General features: G+C 62.9%; 16 protein-coding genes. 11 read left to right on the top strand and 5 right to left on the bottom strand.

The window, feature by feature from the left end; all coding sequences use genetic code 11:
• Positions 1–14: 14 nt before the first annotated feature.
• The 3 genes from choV to LB532_RS19320 form a co-directional block, all read right to left on the bottom strand.
• Positions 15–1,196, bottom strand: coding sequence for a choline ABC transporter ATP-binding protein (gene choV, locus LB532_RS19330; RefSeq protein WP_140516936.1), 1,182 nt, complete (start codon positions 1,194–1,196; stop codon positions 15–17).
• Positions 1,193–2,047 (bottom strand): choline ABC transporter permease subunit, encoded by an 855-nt coding sequence (gene choW / locus LB532_RS19325; protein ID WP_140639752.1) that lies wholly within the window; start codon positions 2,045–2,047, stop codon positions 1,193–1,195. The genes choV and choW overlap by 4 nt, the downstream gene beginning before the upstream one ends.
• A 147-nt stretch (positions 2,048–2,194) precedes the next feature.
• Positions 2,195–3,130, bottom strand: coding sequence for a choline ABC transporter substrate-binding protein (locus tag LB532_RS19320; protein WP_140639753.1), 936 nt, complete (start codon positions 3,128–3,130; stop codon positions 2,195–2,197).
• Between the two features lie 241 nt (positions 3,131–3,371).
• On the opposite strand from LB532_RS19320, the gene LB532_RS19315 reads away from it, so the two are divergent.
• The 8 genes from LB532_RS19315 to LB532_RS19280 all read left to right on the top strand — a co-directional run bounded on the left by LB532_RS19315 (position 3,372) and on the right by LB532_RS19280 (position 13,868).
• Complete coding sequence (locus LB532_RS19315; protein WP_140639754.1) at positions 3,372–3,983, top strand: thymidine kinase; 612 nt, start codon at positions 3,372–3,374, stop codon at positions 3,981–3,983.
• 137 nt (positions 3,984–4,120) lie between these two features.
• Positions 4,121–4,510: a c-type cytochrome gene (locus LB532_RS19310; RefSeq protein WP_140639755.1), complete on the top strand. Its 390-nt coding sequence runs from the start codon at positions 4,121–4,123 to the stop codon at positions 4,508–4,510.
• Between the two features lie 325 nt (positions 4,511–4,835).
• Positions 4,836–5,924: a hypothetical protein gene (locus tag LB532_RS19305; RefSeq protein WP_140639756.1), complete on the top strand. Its 1,089-nt coding sequence runs from the start codon at positions 4,836–4,838 to the stop codon at positions 5,922–5,924.
• Positions 5,925–5,964: 40 nt separating this feature from the next.
• A complete protein-coding gene (locus tag LB532_RS19300; RefSeq protein ID WP_140639757.1) occupies positions 5,965–7,110 on the top strand; it encodes a hypothetical protein in 1,146 nt (381 codons plus the stop codon).
• A 24-nt stretch (positions 7,111–7,134) separates the two neighbouring features.
• Entirely contained in the window at positions 7,135–9,045 is a 1,911-nt protein-coding gene (locus tag LB532_RS19295) for an AAA family ATPase (protein ID WP_140639758.1), read from the top strand.
• 222 nt (positions 9,046–9,267) lie between these two features.
• Positions 9,268–10,566, top strand: a complete 1,299-nt coding sequence (locus LB532_RS19290) for a DUF6638 family protein (RefSeq protein ID WP_140639759.1) — start codon at positions 9,268–9,270, stop codon at positions 10,564–10,566.
• Positions 10,567–10,671: 105 nt separating this feature from the next.
• The gene (locus tag LB532_RS19285; RefSeq protein ID WP_140639760.1) at positions 10,672–11,796 is read left to right on the top strand and encodes a DUF2333 family protein; all 1,125 of its coding nucleotides are present in this window, start codon (positions 10,672–10,674) and stop codon (positions 11,794–11,796) included.
• A gap of 392 nt (positions 11,797–12,188) precedes the next feature.
• Positions 12,189–13,868, top strand: coding sequence for a formate--tetrahydrofolate ligase (locus LB532_RS19280; protein WP_140639761.1), 1,680 nt, complete (start codon positions 12,189–12,191; stop codon positions 13,866–13,868).
• Between the two features lie 68 nt (positions 13,869–13,936).
• Here the strand turns inward: LB532_RS19280 and LB532_RS19275 are convergent, their stop codons facing one another.
• Complete coding sequence (locus tag LB532_RS19275) at positions 13,937–14,581, bottom strand: cysteine hydrolase family protein (RefSeq protein ID WP_140639762.1); 645 nt, start codon at positions 14,579–14,581, stop codon at positions 13,937–13,939.
• Positions 14,582–14,715: 134 nt separating this feature from the next.
• Between LB532_RS19275 and LB532_RS19270 the strand changes: the two genes are divergently transcribed.
• Positions 14,716–15,711, top strand: coding sequence for a GlxA family transcriptional regulator (locus LB532_RS19270; RefSeq protein ID WP_140639763.1), 996 nt, complete (start codon positions 14,716–14,718; stop codon positions 15,709–15,711).
• 14 nt (positions 15,712–15,725) lie between these two features.
• On the opposite strand, the gene LB532_RS19265 is transcribed toward LB532_RS19270, so the two are convergent.
• Positions 15,726–16,283, bottom strand: coding sequence for a sugar O-acetyltransferase (locus LB532_RS19265; RefSeq protein ID WP_140639764.1), 558 nt, complete (start codon positions 16,281–16,283; stop codon positions 15,726–15,728).
• Between the two features lie 133 nt (positions 16,284–16,416).
• Between LB532_RS19265 and LB532_RS19260 the strand changes: the two genes are divergently transcribed.
• Entirely contained in the window at positions 16,417–16,878 is a 462-nt protein-coding gene (locus tag LB532_RS19260) for a DUF4126 domain-containing protein (protein ID WP_140516958.1), read from the top strand.
• Positions 16,875–18,251, top strand: a complete 1,377-nt coding sequence (locus LB532_RS19255; RefSeq protein ID WP_140639765.1) for an FAD-containing oxidoreductase — start codon at positions 16,875–16,877, stop codon at positions 18,249–18,251. Before LB532_RS19260 ends, LB532_RS19255 begins: the two co-directional genes overlap by 4 nt.
• Positions 18,252–18,410 lie beyond the last annotated feature (159 nt).

Here is an 18,410-nt window from a genome sequence, read left to right as displayed (position 1 = left end):
ACGCGACTGAGGGATTACCGCCGCAGCACCGCGCTCAGCACGTCCCTGATGCCGATCGCGCCGACGAAGCGCGACTGGTCATCGAACAGCGCCACGGGCGCGGTCTGCGACCGGTGCATGGCGAGCATCACCGTCTTCAGCGACGTTCCGGGATTGGCCCAGAACACCTGAGCCGCTTCCTCGGACTGGCCTTCGACGTCGGCGCACGACACCCATACCGCCGGCTTGCCGTCACGTTCAGCCGCCGCCACGAGGCCATGATCGTCGATCTTGAAGCGCGTCGTCTTGCGCCGGTCGAGCCACACCCAGCCGTCCTTGCCTTGTTCGAGGTCGCGGCGGTCGCGCATCACGTTCCAGGCGGTGAGCACCGACAGCGGATTCACATTGGCGATAAAGTCGCGGACATAATCGTTGGCGGGCTTGAGCACGATGTCCTCCGCCGCACCAGTCTGCACGATGCGTCCGCCCTCCATGATTGTGATGTGGCTGCCGATCTTCAGCGCTTCCTCGAGGTCGTGGCTGACGAAGATGATGGTCTTCTTCAGTTCGGCCTGCAGCTGAAGCAATTCGTCTTGCAGCTTGGTGCGGATCAGCGGATCGAGCGCGGAGAACGGCTCGTCCATCAAAAGGATCGGCGCCTCGGTGGCGAAGGCGCGCGCCAGCCCGACGCGCTGCTGCATGCCACCCGAAAGCTCATGCGCGTATTTCTTCGACCACTGCTCGAGATTGACCAGCTTGAGCTGCCTGTGCACGCGCTCCTTGCGCTCGGCGTCCGGCACGCCGGCAAGTTCGAGGCCAAGCCCGACATTCTCTTCCACCGTCCGCCACGGCAGCAGGCCGAACTGCTGGAACACCATGGCAACCTGCTTCTGCCGCAGGCGCCGCAAGGTGGCCTCGTCGCAGGTGACGACATCGACGGTGCGGTCGCCATCCTTGACCAGAACCTGGCCGCGCGAGACGACGTTCAGGCGATTGACCGCTCTCAGCAGTGTCGACTTGCCCGAGCCGGACAGACCCATGAGGACGGAAATCTCGCCCTCATGCACGGTGAGGCTGGCGCCGGCGCAGCCGAGCACATTGCCGGTCTGCTCGAGGATCTCGGCGCGCGTCGCACCCTTGTCGATCAGCGCCAGCGAACCCGCCTGGTCGGCGCCGAAGACGATATCGACGTTCCTGAAATCGACGGCGACGGTCATTTCTTGCCTCCAACGCCAATGCGGGTCATGCGGTCGAGCACGATGGCGAGCACGACGATGGCGAGCCCGGCCTCGAGGCCGAGATCGATGCGGCGCGAACCGAGCGCGCGGTTGATCTCGGTGCCGAGCCCGCCGGCGCCGATCAGTGCTGCGAACACCACCATTGACAGCGACAGCATGATCGACTGGGTCAGGCCCGCCATGATGGTGGGCAGCGCCGAGGGCAGTTCAACCTTCCACAGCAGCTGGCTCCTGGTGGCGCCGAAGGCCTCGCCGGCTTCGATGATCGATTTGGGCACCGAGACGACGCCGAGATGCGTGAGCCGGACCGCGGTCGGGATGACGAAGATGATGGTGACGATAAGGCCGGGCGCGTTGCCGAGGCCGAACAGCGTCAGCACCGGGATCAGATAGACGAACGTCGGCAGCGTCTGCATCAGGTCGAGCACCGGCAGCATGAAGCGATAGACCTTCGGCTTGTGCGCCGCCCAGATGCCGAGCGGCACGCCGATGGCCATCGCCATGGCGGCGGCGGCCACAACCAGCACCAGCGTCTGCACCGTCTGCTTCCACAGGTTCTGGTTGATGATGAAGATCAGGCCGAGGAAAACGCCGATGGCGAGCGGGCGCGAACGCTGCAGCAGCCAGGCGATGATGGCGATGATGAGTGCCAGCAGCACCGGCGGCACCATCAGCAGGAGGTCGACCAGGCCGTCGAGGATGAAATTCAGGCCGTTGGAGAAGGCCCTGAACACGGTGTCGAAATTGTCGGTGAGGAATCCGAAGAACGCCTTGCCCCACGGCCCGATGGGAATCTTGTAGCTGACCAGGAATTTGGAAATCGGATCCATCTTGCCCCCTCTCCTACCGGCATTCCCCTGGCGCGGCGCCCGCTGTCGTCACGTCATCTTCTCACAGCATATGAAAAAGGGCAGCCTTTTCCAGTGGCTGCCCTCGTTCCGCTCATGCCGAAATCAGTCGGCTCAGCTTCCCAGCGCTCAGCTTCCCAGCGCGGTCTTGATAGCCGCCGCCGCATCGCCGCCGTCGAAGGTGGTCACGCCGGCGATCCAAGGCGTCACGGCGTCCGGATTTTTCTTCAACCAGTCGGTCGCGACAGTCTGGGCGTCGCCGCCCTTGAGGATGGCGTCCATCAACTGGCCTTCCATATCCAGGTTGAACTTGAGGTTGGCGATCAACTTGCCGGCGTTCGGGCACTCGGTTGTATAGCCCTTGCGCACATTGGTGTAGACGGTGGCGGCGCCGAAGCCGCTGTCGCCCATGCCGTCGAGATAGGTGATCTTCATGGCCCCCATCACCGGATGCGGCGTCCAGCCGAGGAAGGCGATCCATTCATTGTTCTTCATCGACTGCTCGGCCTGCGTCAGCATGCCGGCCTCCGAGGATTCGACCAGCTCGAAGCCTTCCAGATTGTCCTTAGGGTTCTTGATCATGTCGAGGATGATGCGATTGCCGTCATTGCCGGCCTCGATGCCGTAGATCTTGCCGTTGAACTTGTCCTTGAACTTGCCGAGATCGGTCAATGTCTTGACGCCGGCATCCGCCACATAGGTAGGCACGACGATGCCGTAACCGGCACCGGTCAGGTTCGTGCTGATGGTCTCGATCGAACCGTCGGCGGTGTAGTCCTTGATGTCGTTGGTCATCGACGGCATCCAGTTGCCGAGGAAGACGTCCAGGTCCTTGTTCTTCAACGACGCCATCGTCACCGGCACCGACAGCTGGATCACCTGTGGCTCGTAGCCGAGCGCCGTGAGCAGCACCGAGGCTATGCCGGTCGTCGCCTGGATATCGGTCCAGCCGACATCGGAAAGGCGCACCGTCTTGCAGCTTGCCGGATCCCCGGCGAAGGCGGCGCTCGTCGACAAGAAAGCCGCAAGGCCGAGGCCTGCGACGAAGGAATTCATACGCGACATCTGTATTCTCCCATTTCGATTCTTTGGCGAAGCGAAGTCACGGTTTTTACGCCCGCCTTGTTCGTCAGCCAAACACCATTCTCGTGCGGTTTCAAGCATTAAGGCAATCACGATCAACGGCGCGGGCTGGCCGATCAGCGACACGTCTGCCGCTTTTTTTTCCATGCAAGCCGGCTTTTTTGGTGGAAGGCCTTCCATGGCCCCTCCCCGCGCCGGGACAAGTGGGCTTAAAAAGGGCGCCATGGCCAAACTGTATTTCCACTATGCGACGATGAATGCGGGCAAGACGACGATGCTCTTGCAGGCTTCGTACAATTACCAAGAGCGCGGCATGACGACGATGCTGTTCGTCGCCGGCCACTACCGCAAGGGCGACACCGGCTTGATTTCGTCACGCATCGGACTGGAAACGGAAGCCGAGATGTTTCGTGACGGCGACGACCTGTTCGCCCGCGTCGCCGAACATCATCAGCACGGTGCCGTGCATTGCGTCTTCGTCGACGAGGCGCAGTTCCTCGAGGAGGAGCAGGTCTGGCAGCTCGCCCGGATCGCCGACCGGCTCGACATTCCGGTCATGTGCTATGGCCTGCGCACGGATTTCCAGGGCAAGCTGTTTTCCGGCTCGCGCGCGTTGCTGGCCATAGCCGATGAGCTGCGCGAAGTGCGCACCATCTGCCGCTGCGGTCGTAAGGCGACGATGGTGGTGCGCCTCGGCCCTGACGGCAAGGTCGCAAGGCAAGGCGAGCAGGTGGCGATCGGCAAGGACGTCTATGTCTCGCTCTGCCGCCGCCACTGGGAAGAAGAAATGGGCCGCGCCGCCCCCGACGATTTCATCGGCTTTGTCGCGCCTTGACCGGGCTGTGGCATCACGGCCGCCGTTCTTGCCGCCATGGTGCAGTCCTCAGCGATCCGCCACGATGCAGCGTTTGTTAAGGCCTCGGCCCTATTTTGCGTCCTCTCGGTCCAGCCAGGAACTCGTCGGGGATAGCCATGTTTCGAGCCGCTTCGTCTGCCGCAGCCTTTCTGCTTGCCGGCGTCCTTGCCGCCCATGCCGGCGGCGATCCGGTACTGGGCAAGAGGGTCTTCAACCGATGCATGGCCTGCCATGAAGCAGCGAGCGACCGCGACAAGGTCGGCCCGCATCTGATGGGTGTCGTCGGCCGCGCCGCCGGCAGTGCCGAGAGCTTCCTCGGCCATTACTCCGAAGCGATGAAGAGTGCAGGCGCCGCTGGTCTCGTCTGGGACGAGGCCAACCTCGCCGAGTATCTGAAGGCGCCGCGGCAAAAAGTGCCCGGTAACAAGATGGCCTTCGCCGGCCTAAGCAGCGACGACGACATCGCTAATGTCATCGCTTATCTGAAGGCCGATCCCAAGCCCTGAGCCAGGATTATTCCGTCCCCGCTACGGACGCCGAGCTGCCACCGTCCTCACCGCGTTCAATGCTCTGTCGGATTTCAGGCATTCGTGGCAGCGGGGATTGAATGCCTGGCCGACATCCGCCGACGTTGAAGTTCAATGACAGTTGAACCACGCGCATTCCAAACGATCCTTTCGCCATGATCGCGGATCGATTGCGTTTCAAGGGCGCGGGCAAGGTTTTTGTTTTCGAAGCACCCCTGTCTTCACGTCTTTCAATCCCCTGAAGCCCCACATATATTCGCCGCTGTTCGCAATCAGCGACCTGATGCCGGAGCGGGAGGCCCTTATGGCGACATTGCAGAATTTCGATGCCGAAATTGCCAGAACCAAGCAGGTCGTCCAGGACATGCGCACCAAGATAGACCAGTCCGGCACCGTGCTCGACAAACTTGCCACATCAGACAAGAAGATCGGCGACGCCAATTTCGATATCGAGAACGCCCGCATCCAAGACGTGCTGAAGCAGCAGAAGGTGATGGAAGGCAACATCGCCGACCTGATCATCGGGCTGGAGGACGCCACCAACGTTTTCGGCGCCGAGTTCGAGAGCATGAAGAACTACACCGGCTGGGAAAACTTCATCGGCATCTTCTCCAGCCAACGCAAGCAGCGTCTGCGCACCGACCGCGTCCGCAACATGTCGCTGGCCGGCAACCTGCAGGAACTGCTGGCCAAGTCCGACACCATCGTCGGCATATTGAAGGCGCAGAAAGAAGTCCTCGACCAGCGCTACAAGACCTCCGAGACCAGCCTGTCGCAGGTCATCGAGCGCCGCAAGGCCACCATGTCCAACCTGGAAACCGTGCAGAAGCGCATCGAGGAGCTCAATCCGATGCTGCTCGACATCGAAAACAAGATCGCCGCCTCCACCAGCCAGAAGGAACGCACGCAACTCGAGGGCGAACGTTCCAAGCTCGCCACGGAATACAATGAGAAGCAGGCCAAGGAACAGGAATTGCTGGCCGAGAGCCAGACGCTGGAGCGCTACACCTCGATGTTCCAGACCTTCGTCGATTCGCTCAACAACCAGATCGCCGCGCAATCGACGCTGATCAACAAGCTGACCATCGACACCGAGCAGCGCATCGTCCTCTACAAGGCACTGGAAGACTCGCTGAAGACCGCCGCCCAGCAGGACGTCGCCCACAAGATCAACACGCTGGGTAGCCAGGTGGACAACACCGCCGAGGAGACCATGGCCGGCATTGGTGCCGCCTCGCAGAAGCACATTGGCGACCTGCTGGAGATGCACGAGAAGAACATGGTTGCCACCGCTGATATCCAGCGCCGCAAGAAGCTGGCCGACGACGCCTTCGCCCGCCGTTTCGACGAGGTGCTGAAGAAGCACAATTCGGCCAATTACGTGCAGCAGTGATTGTCGCACGAAAAGGTGCGGCAATCCCAGGGCAAGTAGCATGACCCCGGAAAACGACGCGGCGGTGCGGTATTTCTCGGCGATCACGGCCGCGCTCAACGGGCTGGAAGTATTCATGCGCGACGACCGTTCGCCGCTCTACCGGCACGGCATCGTTGCCAAGATCGTCGCCGAATATATCGCCCGGCTCGACAAATCCTTCTCCTGCTGGCGCAACCGGCTGGGCTTCACGGACACGTTCCGCATCTCGCGCGCCGAGAGCGGCTTCCCGGTCTTCCAGAACCTGCTCGAACTGGAAAACGACCGCCGCCAGGCGGACGCCAGGCTTGCCAACATCCCGCTGGCCGGCGAGTTGCGCGAGGAGATGGCCGACTTCATCTTGCGCCACAAGGAATTCCCCGAGGCATTGCAGAAGTCGATGGCCGAGCGGCTCTATCTCGAGGACGTCAAGAGCGAGCAGACCTTCGGCCCGTTCACGCTGGCGCAGACGGCCAAGGTTTCTGTCAATCCGAAGACGGCGCGGCCCTATTATCTCGTCCACTGGGCAACGTTCGACGGCAGCGCCAACCTGCCGCTGGTTTACATGGTGACGGTGGAGGATTCCTCGGAAAGCATGGTCCGCCAGCTTGTCGACAGAAACGGCAAGCTCAATGACAAGGTCGACATTCCATTGCCAGTCGATGGCCTGCTCAATCCCGAGCTTGCCCATCGCTTCGACGATTTCACCGAGAAGAACTCGGCCTATACGCTGTCGCCGGCAACGATCGCCGTCAATCTCGACAAGGACTTCGAGCCGCTGCACCCCAAGCAGCTGCGGCGCGTCGTGCTCGGCCCCTTCTATTCGGCCGGGATCACCGACAACAATTCTACGGTGACCGAGGTTCTGGCCAAGGTGCGCAAGCCGGAGAACGCCTGGCTGCTGACCTGGACCATCCAGGAGGTCTACTCCAAGGGCGAAAAACCCGGCCGCAGGGGGCTGTTTTCGAGCGAGAAGACGACGCAGGAGTTCTTCATCAACACCGACGACCTCGAGGCCGCGCGCCAGGGCGTGTCGAGCTATGAGAACCACGCGTTGATCCCGCACGAGGCATACCAGGCGCTCTATGCCGCGGGCGAAGCGCAGAAGATCTTTTCCGGATACAAGGTCCACATCCTGTCCAACGGACAGGTTATCTCGGACGTCTGACCGTCACACCACGGAGCAACCTTCATGGACACCGGCCTGACCACCATCCCGGAAGCGGCGATCGAGAAGCACCGCGCCACCGCGCAGAGCTTCATCACCCGCATCGTCGTACTGGAGGATCCCTCGCGCGAATCCGGAACCGCGCTCGCAGGCACCAACCGCCGCTTCGTCTCCACCGTCTCGGTCGGTTCGGTGCGCCGCACACGCGAGGTCGAGCTGGCGAAGACCGTCGGCGCCGTTCACCCCGACGACCAGTTGCTGACCATCCCGCAGCACACACTTTTGTTTCGCGCCCGGCGCGGCACGGCGCTCGCGCTCGCCATATCGGATGTTTTCGCCGAAGGCTCGGATCTCGAAAGCCTCCAGGCCAGGAACACCCGCGCTCCCCTCGAAGGCGACGAGGCCGCCACGTTCAAGAAGCTTCTGTCGGCCTCGGCTTACATTGCCGCCTTCAGCCTGTCCTCCTATCTGTTCCAGCTCATCGACAGCGACGGCGAGGCGCCCAACGACATTCCCGAGCCGGATTTCCTCTTCGACACGCCGCAGGACGCGGTGAAGTCGATCCTGGCCGGCCTCGACAAGGCGATTTCGGGCGCATCCGACGATGCCGAGCTGATGACCAGGGCGCGCGCCTTCGCCCGCGTCGCCATCGACGGGCTGCTGGCACGAAAAGGCCGCTTCGACGGCATCGGCCCGTTCGAGAACGCGCATATCCGCATCGATGCCGACGATTTCACACTCGACGGCTTCGACGTCGCGCCGGGCAAACGTTCCAAGCCGCTGGTGATGACCTTCAAGAAACCGGAAGAGGTCGTCGGCAACCACATCGCCAAGTATCAGTCGGTCAAGCTCGCCAAGATGCTGATGGCCTATGATTTCGAACGCGAGCTGAACCCGTTCGTCGAGCTCGGCGGTTTCCTGTTCACCTTCATCGGCGACGGCGCGCCCGGCACCGGCAAGACGACGCTGATCCAGATGATCGCCGGTCTGGTCAATGGTTACTGCCAGGTCGCCGGCTATCCCTTCGCCTATGAGAATTTCGGCGTCGACCAGATATCCTCCTATCAGGGCAAGTCCGGCCAGAACTGCCGCCAGTTCATCAACAATGTGTTGAACCCGCGCGTTATCGGCTTCGGCACCATCGACGACATCGACCAGGTAGCGGCGCGCCGTTCCGACGACCGCGCCTCGGCCGGCCAGCAGGAAATCACCGGCGTCCTGATGGATGCCTTCGCCGGTGCCGCCACCGTGGTGCGCGGCAACTGCTCGTTCGGCATGTTTTCCAACTATCCCGAGAATGTCGACGACGCGCTGCGCCAGCGCGCCGGCGCCCGCTGGCTGGTCGACGGGCCGCAGACGCGTGACGATTACATCGACATCTTCGTCCTGCTCGCCGGCAAGAACCACAAGATCCCGCTCGGCGACCACGAACTCTACGCCGCGCAAGAGATCCAGCGCGCCGTGGCCGAAGCTTATGAAGAACACGAGAAGCCGCAGGAGGACGGGCTGATGCGGGTCCATGAGCGCTACATGAAGGAGAACGGCGCGCCCAAGACCATGGCCGACATCGGCACCTACCTGCACCTGATCAAGCAGGCCGAGCCGCGCTTCACCGGCCGCGCCATCAAGAACGTCACCGACGCCATCAAGATGCGCGCCATGGACATCGAGCTTCCCGACGACTGGTTCGAGAAGCCAGAAGCGTTCATGCACAGGAGCTATGACGAGAAGAAAGCGATGATCGAGGAACTGCGCGGCCCGTTCTCGATGGACATGGTCATGCAGGAGATCAACCGCTACGCCGATTCCGAATTCCGCTATTCCGACAAGTCCGACGATTCCGCGGTGGAAAAGCTGCTGCGCGACGCGCGGCTGCGCGAACGGGCGGCGCGTGAGATGGAGGAGATGAAGAAGAAGGGGCTGTGGAATGCGTGATGCGCTCCGGCCTTTCCTTCTCCCCTTGTGGGAGAAGGTGTCGCCGAAGGCGACGGATGTGGGGTGTTCCAGGGAACGCCAAGGTCTCACTCCGCTGGAACACCCCTCATCCGTCTCGGCGCGATCGCGCCGATCCACCTTCTCCCACAAGGGGAGAAGGAAAGATCGTGCCCCTCATCCGCCCTTCGGGCACCTTCTCCCCGTAAATGGGGAGAAGGAATAATGGCCCGCAAGCCCGACCTTCTGCGCGACAACGAACTCATCTATGGCCGGCTGCTCGTCGTCGACGAGCCGCATCTTATCCAGCGTTACAACAAGGCGCTTGCCGCCTTCGGCCTCAAGCCCACCAAGCTGAACAGCTTCCAGATCGACCGCACCGGCTTTTCGCCCGAAGTGGCGGAGGAATGCGGCGACTACGGCTATCTCGATCCCAATGAGGTCAATCGCCGCTTCATCATCCTGACGCCGTCGCAGATCGATCTGCCGGTAGTGCACACCGCCTTCTCCAACACCTCGCAACTGATGTTCGAGTTCATGTCCAGGAACCAGCGCGCCATAGACGCGCTGACCATCAAGGACGTCATCTACGGCGAGATCGAGGATTCCATCCCCAAGGTCAACGATATCGAGGATCTGCTGTCGATCAACCAGGTCGAGTTCAAGGTGCTGTCGGCCGAGGATGTGCTAGGCAAGGCCGCCGAGCTCGGCAAGCTCGTCGATCGCCTGAAGCAGGAGCCTGACGCCTGGCGCGACAACGCCATGCTCAGCCGCATGGTGGAACTGGCCAAGGTCTGCGGCGACATCCGCGAGAACGCGCTGGTGCCCGACCAGGTAATCTTCCGCCACAACGCCTACTGGACCAGCCATTTCGGCGGGCTCTACGTGTTCGTCGACCCCGACATGACGACCGTCATCAGCGATCCGGCGGCCCCCGGTTTCCGCCGCTCGCGGCCGTGGCAGGTAAGCTATCTCTCGATCAAGGACGCCGACAAGGTGTTCAAGTTCCTCGCCGCCACCGGCCGCATCGAACTGCCGCGCGCCTCCTGGATCGAGGCCTCGGGCTATCTCGAGCACCGCGCCGAGATGGTGGTGCGCGCGCTGATCCGCGACGCCGAGCCGGATCGCAACCTGACCGACGTCGACAAGGTCTGGCTGCAGACCTGGATCCAGGGCCATGCCGACCTGATCACCAGGGACGGCAATTTCCCCTTCCTCAACGCCGCCAAGCGCGAGATTGCCCAGCTCGGCCATCTCAAGATCGAGGATGTGTTCCCGCAGCAGCGCTTCCTGGTGGTCCGCGCCAAGCCCGACCATCCCGACGCCTGGCTGACAAACCGGCTGATCTCGGATTTCGTGCCGTCGGACTTCGTCTCGCGCTACGTCTTCAACAAGCAGGGCTTCTACAAGGACTATGAGGGCTTCAGCGACGCCTGGCGATCGCATGTTGTGGACGTTCTGAAAACCACATATCTGAAGGACAAGGTGGCGTTCCGCACGCGCCTCTACGGCCTGACTGACTAGAACGAAATCGGCCGTGATTTCGTTCTAACTTCTTGTTTTGGCGCATGATGTTATCCAAAAAGTCCGCAACGTTTTGACATTATGCTTTGAGGGGGTGACACAACCATGCTCGATCCGATCGTGAACTTCTTCGTCAGGATTTTCCAATGGATCGGCCGCGGCATCGGCCTCCTGATCGGCGTCATCTTGTGGCCGTTCATGTGGGCCGGCCGCTGGTATGCGCAACGCGGTTGGATCCTCAAGGCCGTGCTCGGCCTCGCCCTGTTCGTGCTACTCGGCCTCTATGCCAATTTCTTCTACGCCACCCAGTGGTGGAACAATTTCAACCCGAGCTATCCCGACACCTACACGTTCGAGAAGCGCAACATCTCGGCGGGCGAACAGGTAGCCGCCGGTGCCGGTGCCGACACTGCCAGGACCTGCGGCAACTCCGGCATCGCCCAGATTGCCGCCGATTTGACCGACTTCAACGTCAACCAAAATGCCTGGATCTCGTCGATGATCCTCTACAAGCTCGGCCTGTTCGGCATCAGCTGGGACAACACGCCGTGGATGGACAACAAGGCCTCGTTCCAGCGCGGCATCAACCAGGCGGTGCGCCGCACCGCGACCGAACTCGCCGACAATCTCGGCCGTGTGCGCACGACATCGCAGATCGACGCCGACCTGCAGGATGCGCGCGGCAATCTGCAGTTCGACGAGTACACCTGGTATTTTGGTGTAAGCCCGTTCGGCCCGAAGACGCCGACCCCGAGCTACTATCGCGACGCCGTGCGCAAGCTGCGCTCCTTCAACGCCCGCCTCGCCACCTGCCAGGCCACCTTCGATGCCCGCGCCGACAATCTGAAGCAATATATCGACCGTATCGCCAGCGATATCGGTTCGACCTCGGCCATCCTCAAGGAACGGGCCGAAAACCATAACAATGGCTGGTTCGACTTCCGCGCCGACGACCGCTACTGGTTCGCCTATGGCCAGCTCTACGCCTATTACGGACTGATGAAGGGCGCGCAGGCCGACTTCGAGGACGTCATCAAGGAAAAGCACCTGCAGAGCCTGTGGGATACGATGGACGCGCAGTTCGTCTCGGCGCTGCGCATCCAGCCCTTCATCATCGCCAATGGCCGCGAGGACGGCTGGCTCCTGCCCACGCATCTGACGACCATGGGTTTCTATGTGCTCAGGGTGCGTTCCAACATGGTCGAAATCAGCAACGTGCTGACGCAGTAGGGCTGGTCGGCCCAATGCATGTGGCCCAAAAGTGGTCCGGCCTGGGGAGAACGGCATGCATGGAAACAAATGCCTGAAGCGCGATGCGCTTTAGGCCGGCGATGGCGGATTCGCGCCGCCTTGTCTGTCGCATTCCGTGCATTGCGCGGCTGTTTTGAGACGGCGGACGCGTCCCCGCTCTGGCTTCTATACGGCGCGGCAAGCGGAGCCAGAAAGAACCGGAGGCAGGTCGGCCCGCCGCAGAGGAATTTTCTTCATAGGAAACATAGTTGCATGAAAGTTGACGCCACGGCAGCGAGAGGGCTAGAACATGCCCTTGCCCGCGCGGCGTATCGAACATGCACCAGTGATCAACCCGTCCCCTCCACCGTCCAATCCAGAGGAAAGCCGTCATGGCAGAAGTGAAGTCCGACATCGAGATCGCCCGCGGTGCGAAGAAAAAACAGATCCAGGAGATCGGCGCCAAGATCGGCATCCCGACCGAACACCTTTTGCCCTATGGCCATGACAAGGCGAAGGTCTCCGCCGAATTCATCAAATCGGCGAAGGGCAACAAGGACGGCAAGCTGATCCTGGTCACCGCCATCAACCCGACCCCGGCCGGCGAAGGCAAGACGACCACCACAGTCGGCCTCGGCGACGGCCTGAACCGCATCGGCAAGAAAGCGATCATCTGCATCCGCGAAGCCTCGCTCGGTCCGAATTTCGGCGTCAAGGGCGGTGCGGCCGGCGGCGGCTACGCGCAGGTCGTGCCGATGGAGGACATGAATCTCCATTTCACCGGTGACTTCCATGCCATCACCACCGCGCACAACCTCCTGTCGGCGTTGATCGACAATCACATCTACTGGGGCAACGAGCTCGGCATCGACACCCGCCGCGTCGCCTGGCGTCGCGTCATGGACATGAACGACCGGGCGTTGCGCGAGATCATCTGCTCGCTCGGCGGCGTCGCCAACGGCTATCCGCGCGAGGCCGGGTTCGACATCACCGTCGCCTCGGAGGTCATGGCCATCCTGTGCCTCGCCACCGACCTGAAGGACCTGGAGAAGCGCCTGGGCGACATCATCGTCGCCTATCGCCGCGACAAGTCGCCTGTCTATGCCCGCGACCTCAAGGCCGACGGCGCCATGGCCGTGCTGCTCAAGGACGCCATGCAGCCGAATCTGGTGCAGACGCTGGAGAACAATCCGGCCTTCGTGCATGGCGGCCCGTTCGCCAACATCGCGCATGGCTGCAACTCGGTGGTCGCCACCACGACGGCGCTCAAGCTTGCCGACTACGTCGTCACGGAAGCCGGCTTCGGCGCCGACCTCGGTGCGGAAAAATTCTTCGACATCAAGTGCCGCAAGGCCGGGCTGAAGCCGGCGGCGGCGGTCATCGTCGCCACCGTACGCGCCATGAAAATGAATGGCGGCGTCAAGAAGGAAGACCTCGGCAAGGAAAACATCGAGGCGGTGAAGAAGGGCTGCGCCAATCTCGGCCGCCACATCGAGAACATCAGGCAGTTCGGCGTGCCGGCGGTAGTCGCCATCAACCACTTCTACTCCGACACGGATGGAGAAATCCAGGCGATGAAGGATTATGTCGCCTCGATGGGCGAAGAGGCGATCCTGTGCAAGCACTGGGCCAACGGCTCGGCCGGCATCGAGGATCTCGCCAAGAAAGTGGTGGCGCTGGCCGAATCCGGTGCCTCGCAGTTCGCGCCGCTCTATCCCGACGCCATGCCGCTGTTCGAGAAGATCAACACCATCGTCCAGCGCATCTATCGCGGCTCGGAAGCGATCGCCGACAAGTCGGTGCGCGACCAGTTGCACGCCTGGGAGCAGGCCGGCTACGGCCACTTGCCGGTCTGCATGGCCAAGACGCAGTATTCCTTCTCGACCGACCCGAACCTGCGCGGGGCGCCGACCGGTCACACCGTACCCGTGCGCGAGGTCAGGCTTTCGGCGGGTGCCGGCTTCGTCGTCATTATCTGCGGCGAGGTCATGACCATGCCCGGCCTGCCCAGGGCACCGTCGTCGGAAAAGATTTTCCTCAACGAAGCCGGCCAGATCGAAGGCCTGTTCTAGAAATCCTCAATTCCAAAAAGTGCAAAGGGCGCCGCAGCGATGCGGGGCCCTTTGTATTCCGCAGACGACTACGCAGCGTTGCGAGCCAGCGCCCGCTGGTTGGAGCCGAAGATCGTATCGCGTTCCGGCAAGGTGCCGGTCTTCAGGCACTCGATCCATTCGGCGGTCTTGAGCACCGCGGCGAAGCGCGACTGCAGGATGATTGTCACCACGCGGTGGATCTCCTCGGCCGAGGCATAGCCGGCGCTATTGGCGTAAGGCACCGAGCCGGTCGCGTCGGACAGGAACTCGACGGCAAAGCCCATATGCACGGCGTGAATGATGGTCGACAGGTCGCAATTATGCGTCATGTAGCCGACCACCACGATCGTATCGACAGCGTTGGCGCGCAGCCACTCTTCGAGATTGGTGCCGGTGAAGGCGGAAGGCAGCGTCTTCTCGACATAGTGGTCGCGTGGCCGCCTCGATATCTCGGGATGCAATTCCGCGCCATGGCCGCCCTTGGCGAAGATTGGTGACGTCTCCGGCGCCATCTGCTTGACGACCACCACCTTGATGCCGGCCGCGGCTGCCGCGTCCATGGCGTGCGCCACGTTGACGACGCTGTCGCGGAACGGCGGATGCTGGATGGCGAGATTCCCGCCGTCATAGTCATTCTGGACGTCGACGACGATGAGCGCGCGGCGCGGCGTCTTGCTGGCTGGTTTGGACATGATGCATTCCTTTCAGGCTTGATGTGATGCCCGAGCATAGGTCCGCCACCATCGGACGAAAGTGGCCCGATTGACATCATTCGAAAGAATTGGGACAATCCGCCATAACCCGCGCAGAAATCCCTGGCACAGACATGACCCACCCGATCGTCGCCGTCCTCGCCTTCGACGGCATCAGCCCGTTCCATCTCTCCGTCCCTTGCCTGGTGTTCGGCGAAGATCGCACATCGTTTGGCCTGCCGCGCTTCGACTTCCGCATCTGCGCGATCGAGGCCGATCCCGTCCACACCGAGGCCGGGCTGAGCGTCGCCGCGCCGCATGGGCTTGAGGGGCTCGATGGCGCCGACATCGTCATCGTGCCGAGCTGGCGGGATCTCGAAGACCCGCTGCCGGAACTGCTGACGCAGGCATTGCGGCGGGCCCACCGCAATGGTGCCCTGATCGTCGGCCTTTGCCTGGGAACATTCGCAGTCGCTGCTGCCGGACTGCTTGGCGGTCGGCGTGCGGCCACGCATTGGGCCTATGCCGAGCGGCTTCAGAAGCTTCATCCCGACATCGCGGTGGATGCCGAGGTGCTCTATGTCGACAATAGCGACGTGGTGACGTCGGCCGGCGTCGCGGCCGGACTCGACTGCTGCCTCCATATCGTTCGCGCCCGCTACGGCGCCGAGGCAGCACTGCGGCTCGCGCGGCAGATCGTGCTCTCCCCGCACCGGCAAGGCGGACAGGCGCAGTTCATCGAGCGTCCGCTGGCGAGGAGCGCCGATACCGACAAGTTCACACAAGCACTCGACGCGGTGCGTGCGACACTCGGCGAAGCGCACAGCCTGGATCGCGTCGCCGAAGCCGCCGGCCTGACCCGGCGCACCTTCACCCGCCGCTTCCAGAAATTGATCGGCACCAGTTTCGGCGATTGGCTGATCGAGCAACGGCTTGAACTGGCCCAGCGCCTGCTCGAGGCGACGGAAAAATCGATGGACATGGTGGCCTTCGAGGCCGGCTTCGGCAGCGCCGCCTCGCTACGCCAGCATTTTTCGGCGCGTCTCAGGACCTCACCGACGCAATACCGGCGTGAATTTTCCAGGCGGGCCGACCAAGGCGAGCGGTCGCCGCACGCGCTTTCGCACTGAGCGCCGCCGGGCACTCAACCGCGTTTGACCGCCCGCGCCGGATTGCCGACCACCGTTGTGTTCGCGGGCACGTCGCGCGTCACCACGGCGCCGGCGCCGACGATAGAGCCCTCGCCGATGCTGATCCCACCGAGGATGACCGCGCTGCCGCCGATCCAGGCATTGGCGCCGATCTCGACCGGCCGCGCGACTTCCAGTCCGGCTTGCCGCCCGGCGACCTCCCTGTGATGCTCGGCGCAATAGATCTGCACATTGGGGCCGAGCAGCGTTCCCTTGCCGATGCGTACGCTTGCCGTGTCGAGAATGATGCAGCCGGCATTGAGAAAGACGCCGTCGCCCAGAAAGATGTTGAAGCCATAGGCACAGTGGAACGGCGCCTCGATGCGGGCGCCCTCGCCCGCGCCGCCGAGCAGATCCCGCAAGGCCGGCCCGATGTTGCCGCGCTGACGGGGCGCAAGCGAATTGTGCTCGAATACGGCGCCCGCAGCCACGCCGCGCAGCGCCTCCAATTCGTCATCCATGCACGTATACCACTCGCCCGCCGCCATTTTTGCGCGTTCGCTCTCAGCCATGCGGTACCTCCGTCATCATTGCCACGCCCGGTTGCGGCGTAAGAGAGCGCCTATGCAAGTACTGGCCAAATACCGGACCTATGGTAGCTTGCCTTTTCAGGGCTGTCCCGGCCCGGGATCGAGGGGGATCAACATGCTTTACATTCTTGCACTTCTGATCGGGGTCATTGCCGGCCTGCGCGCCATGACCGCGCCGGCCGCCGTCGCCTGGGGCGCCTGGCTCGGCTGGCTGCCGGTTGCCGGCACCTGGGCAAGCTTCATGAGCCACTGGGCCGCTGTGGGCATTTTCACGATCCTGGCCATCGTCGAGCTGGTCACCGACCAGTTGCCGTCGACGCCGAGCCGCAAGGTGCCGCAGCAATTCGGTGCCCGTATCCTGCTCGGTGCCTTCAGCGGCGCCGTGATCGGCGCCACTGGCGGCGCCACCATCGTCTGCCTGATCGCCGGCGCCATAGGGGCCGTTATCGGCACGCTCGGCGGCGCGGAGGCGCGCGGCCGGCTGGCGGCCGCTTTCGGCAAGGACCAGCCGGCGGCCTTCATCGAGGACGCGGTCGCGATCGTCGGCGGCCTCTTGATCGTGGCGGCTGTGGCATGACGGCGAAAACCTTCGATGCCATCGTCATTGGTGCCGGCCAGGCCGGCCCTTCGCTGGCCGCACGGCTGACCGCGGCCGGCATGAGCGTGGCGCTAATCGAGCGCAAGCTGGTCGGCGGCACTTGCGTCAACACCGGCTGCATGCCGACCAAGGCCATGGTCGCCAGTGCCTATGCCGCGCATCTGGCGCGGCGCGCCGCGGATTATGGCGTGACCCTCTCCGGCCCGGTCGGCGTCGACTATGCCAGGGTCAAGGCGCGCAAGGACAAGGTGTCGAACGACGCCCGCGGCAATCTGGAAACCTGGATTGCCGGCATGGACAAATGCACGCTCTATCGCGGCCATGCGCGTTTCGAATCCGCCAACACGGTGCGCGTCGGCGATGAGCTCCTGACCGCCGGCAAGATCTTTCTCAACACCGGCGGCCGCGCCTCGGTGCCGGACCTGCCCGGCATCCACGACATCGACTATCTCACCAACTCTTCGATGATGGACCTCGACGTGCTGCCGCGCCACCTCGTGGTGGTCGGCGGCAGCTACATCTCGCTCGAATTCGCGCAGATGTTCCGGCGCTTCGGCGCGGAGGTCACGATTGTCGAAAAGGGCTCCCGGCTGATCGGCCGCGAAGACGAGGATGTGTCCGACGCCATCCTGTCGATCCTCGAAAACGAAGGCATCGCGGTCCATCTCGGCGCCGACGCCATAAGCTTCGCCAGGCAGGGCGAGGATATTGCCGTGGCCTTCTCCGCCGGCAAGCCGCCGGCCGTCGGCTCACATGTGCTCCTGGCTCTGGGGCGAACGCCCAATACCGACGATCTCGGCCTCGACAAGGCCGGCATCGAGGTCGACAAACGCGGCTTCATCACCGTCGACGACCAGTTGCGCACCAGCGTGCCCGGCATCTGGGCAATGGGCGACTGCAATGGCAAGGGCGCCTTCACCCACACGTCCTACAACGATTACGAGATCGTCGCGGCCAATTTGCTCGACAATGATCCGCGCAAGGTCAGCGACCGCATCGAGGCCTACGCTCTCTACATCGATCCGCCGCTCGGCCGCTGCGGCATGACCGAGGCGTCGGTGAAGAAGTCGGGACGCCGCGCGCTGGTCGGCCAGCGGCCGATGACCCGTGTCGGCCGCGCGGTCGAGAAAGGCGAAACGCAAGGCTTCATGAAGATCCTCGTCGACGCCGACACAAGGGAAATCCTCGGCTGCTGCGTGCTTGGCCCCGGCGGCGATGAAGCCGTGCATTGCGTGCTTGACCTGATGTACGCCAAGGCGCCTGTGGACACGCTGGCGCGCGCCATGCACATCCACCCCAACGTCTCGGAACTGCTGCCCACCATCGCCCAGGAGTTGAAGCCACTGGTCTGAACTCCGGCTTCAGCCGGTTGTTTCGGCCGCTCGGCCGGGTTCGGTCAGGGTCGTTTAGGCGGCACGGCACAACCACCGCTGCCAGTGCCCTCTTTGCTCTCCGCTTTCTGCATTGCTGCATTGCGGCAATGGCGCTTGTGCGCCCTGGCGCGCTCGCGC

It is taken from the genome of Mesorhizobium sp. ESP-6-2, assembly GCF_020164675.1.
Lineage (GTDB): Bacteria > Pseudomonadota > Alphaproteobacteria > Rhizobiales > Rhizobiaceae > Mesorhizobium.
This window is presented reverse-complemented; position numbering and strand designations above follow the sequence as displayed.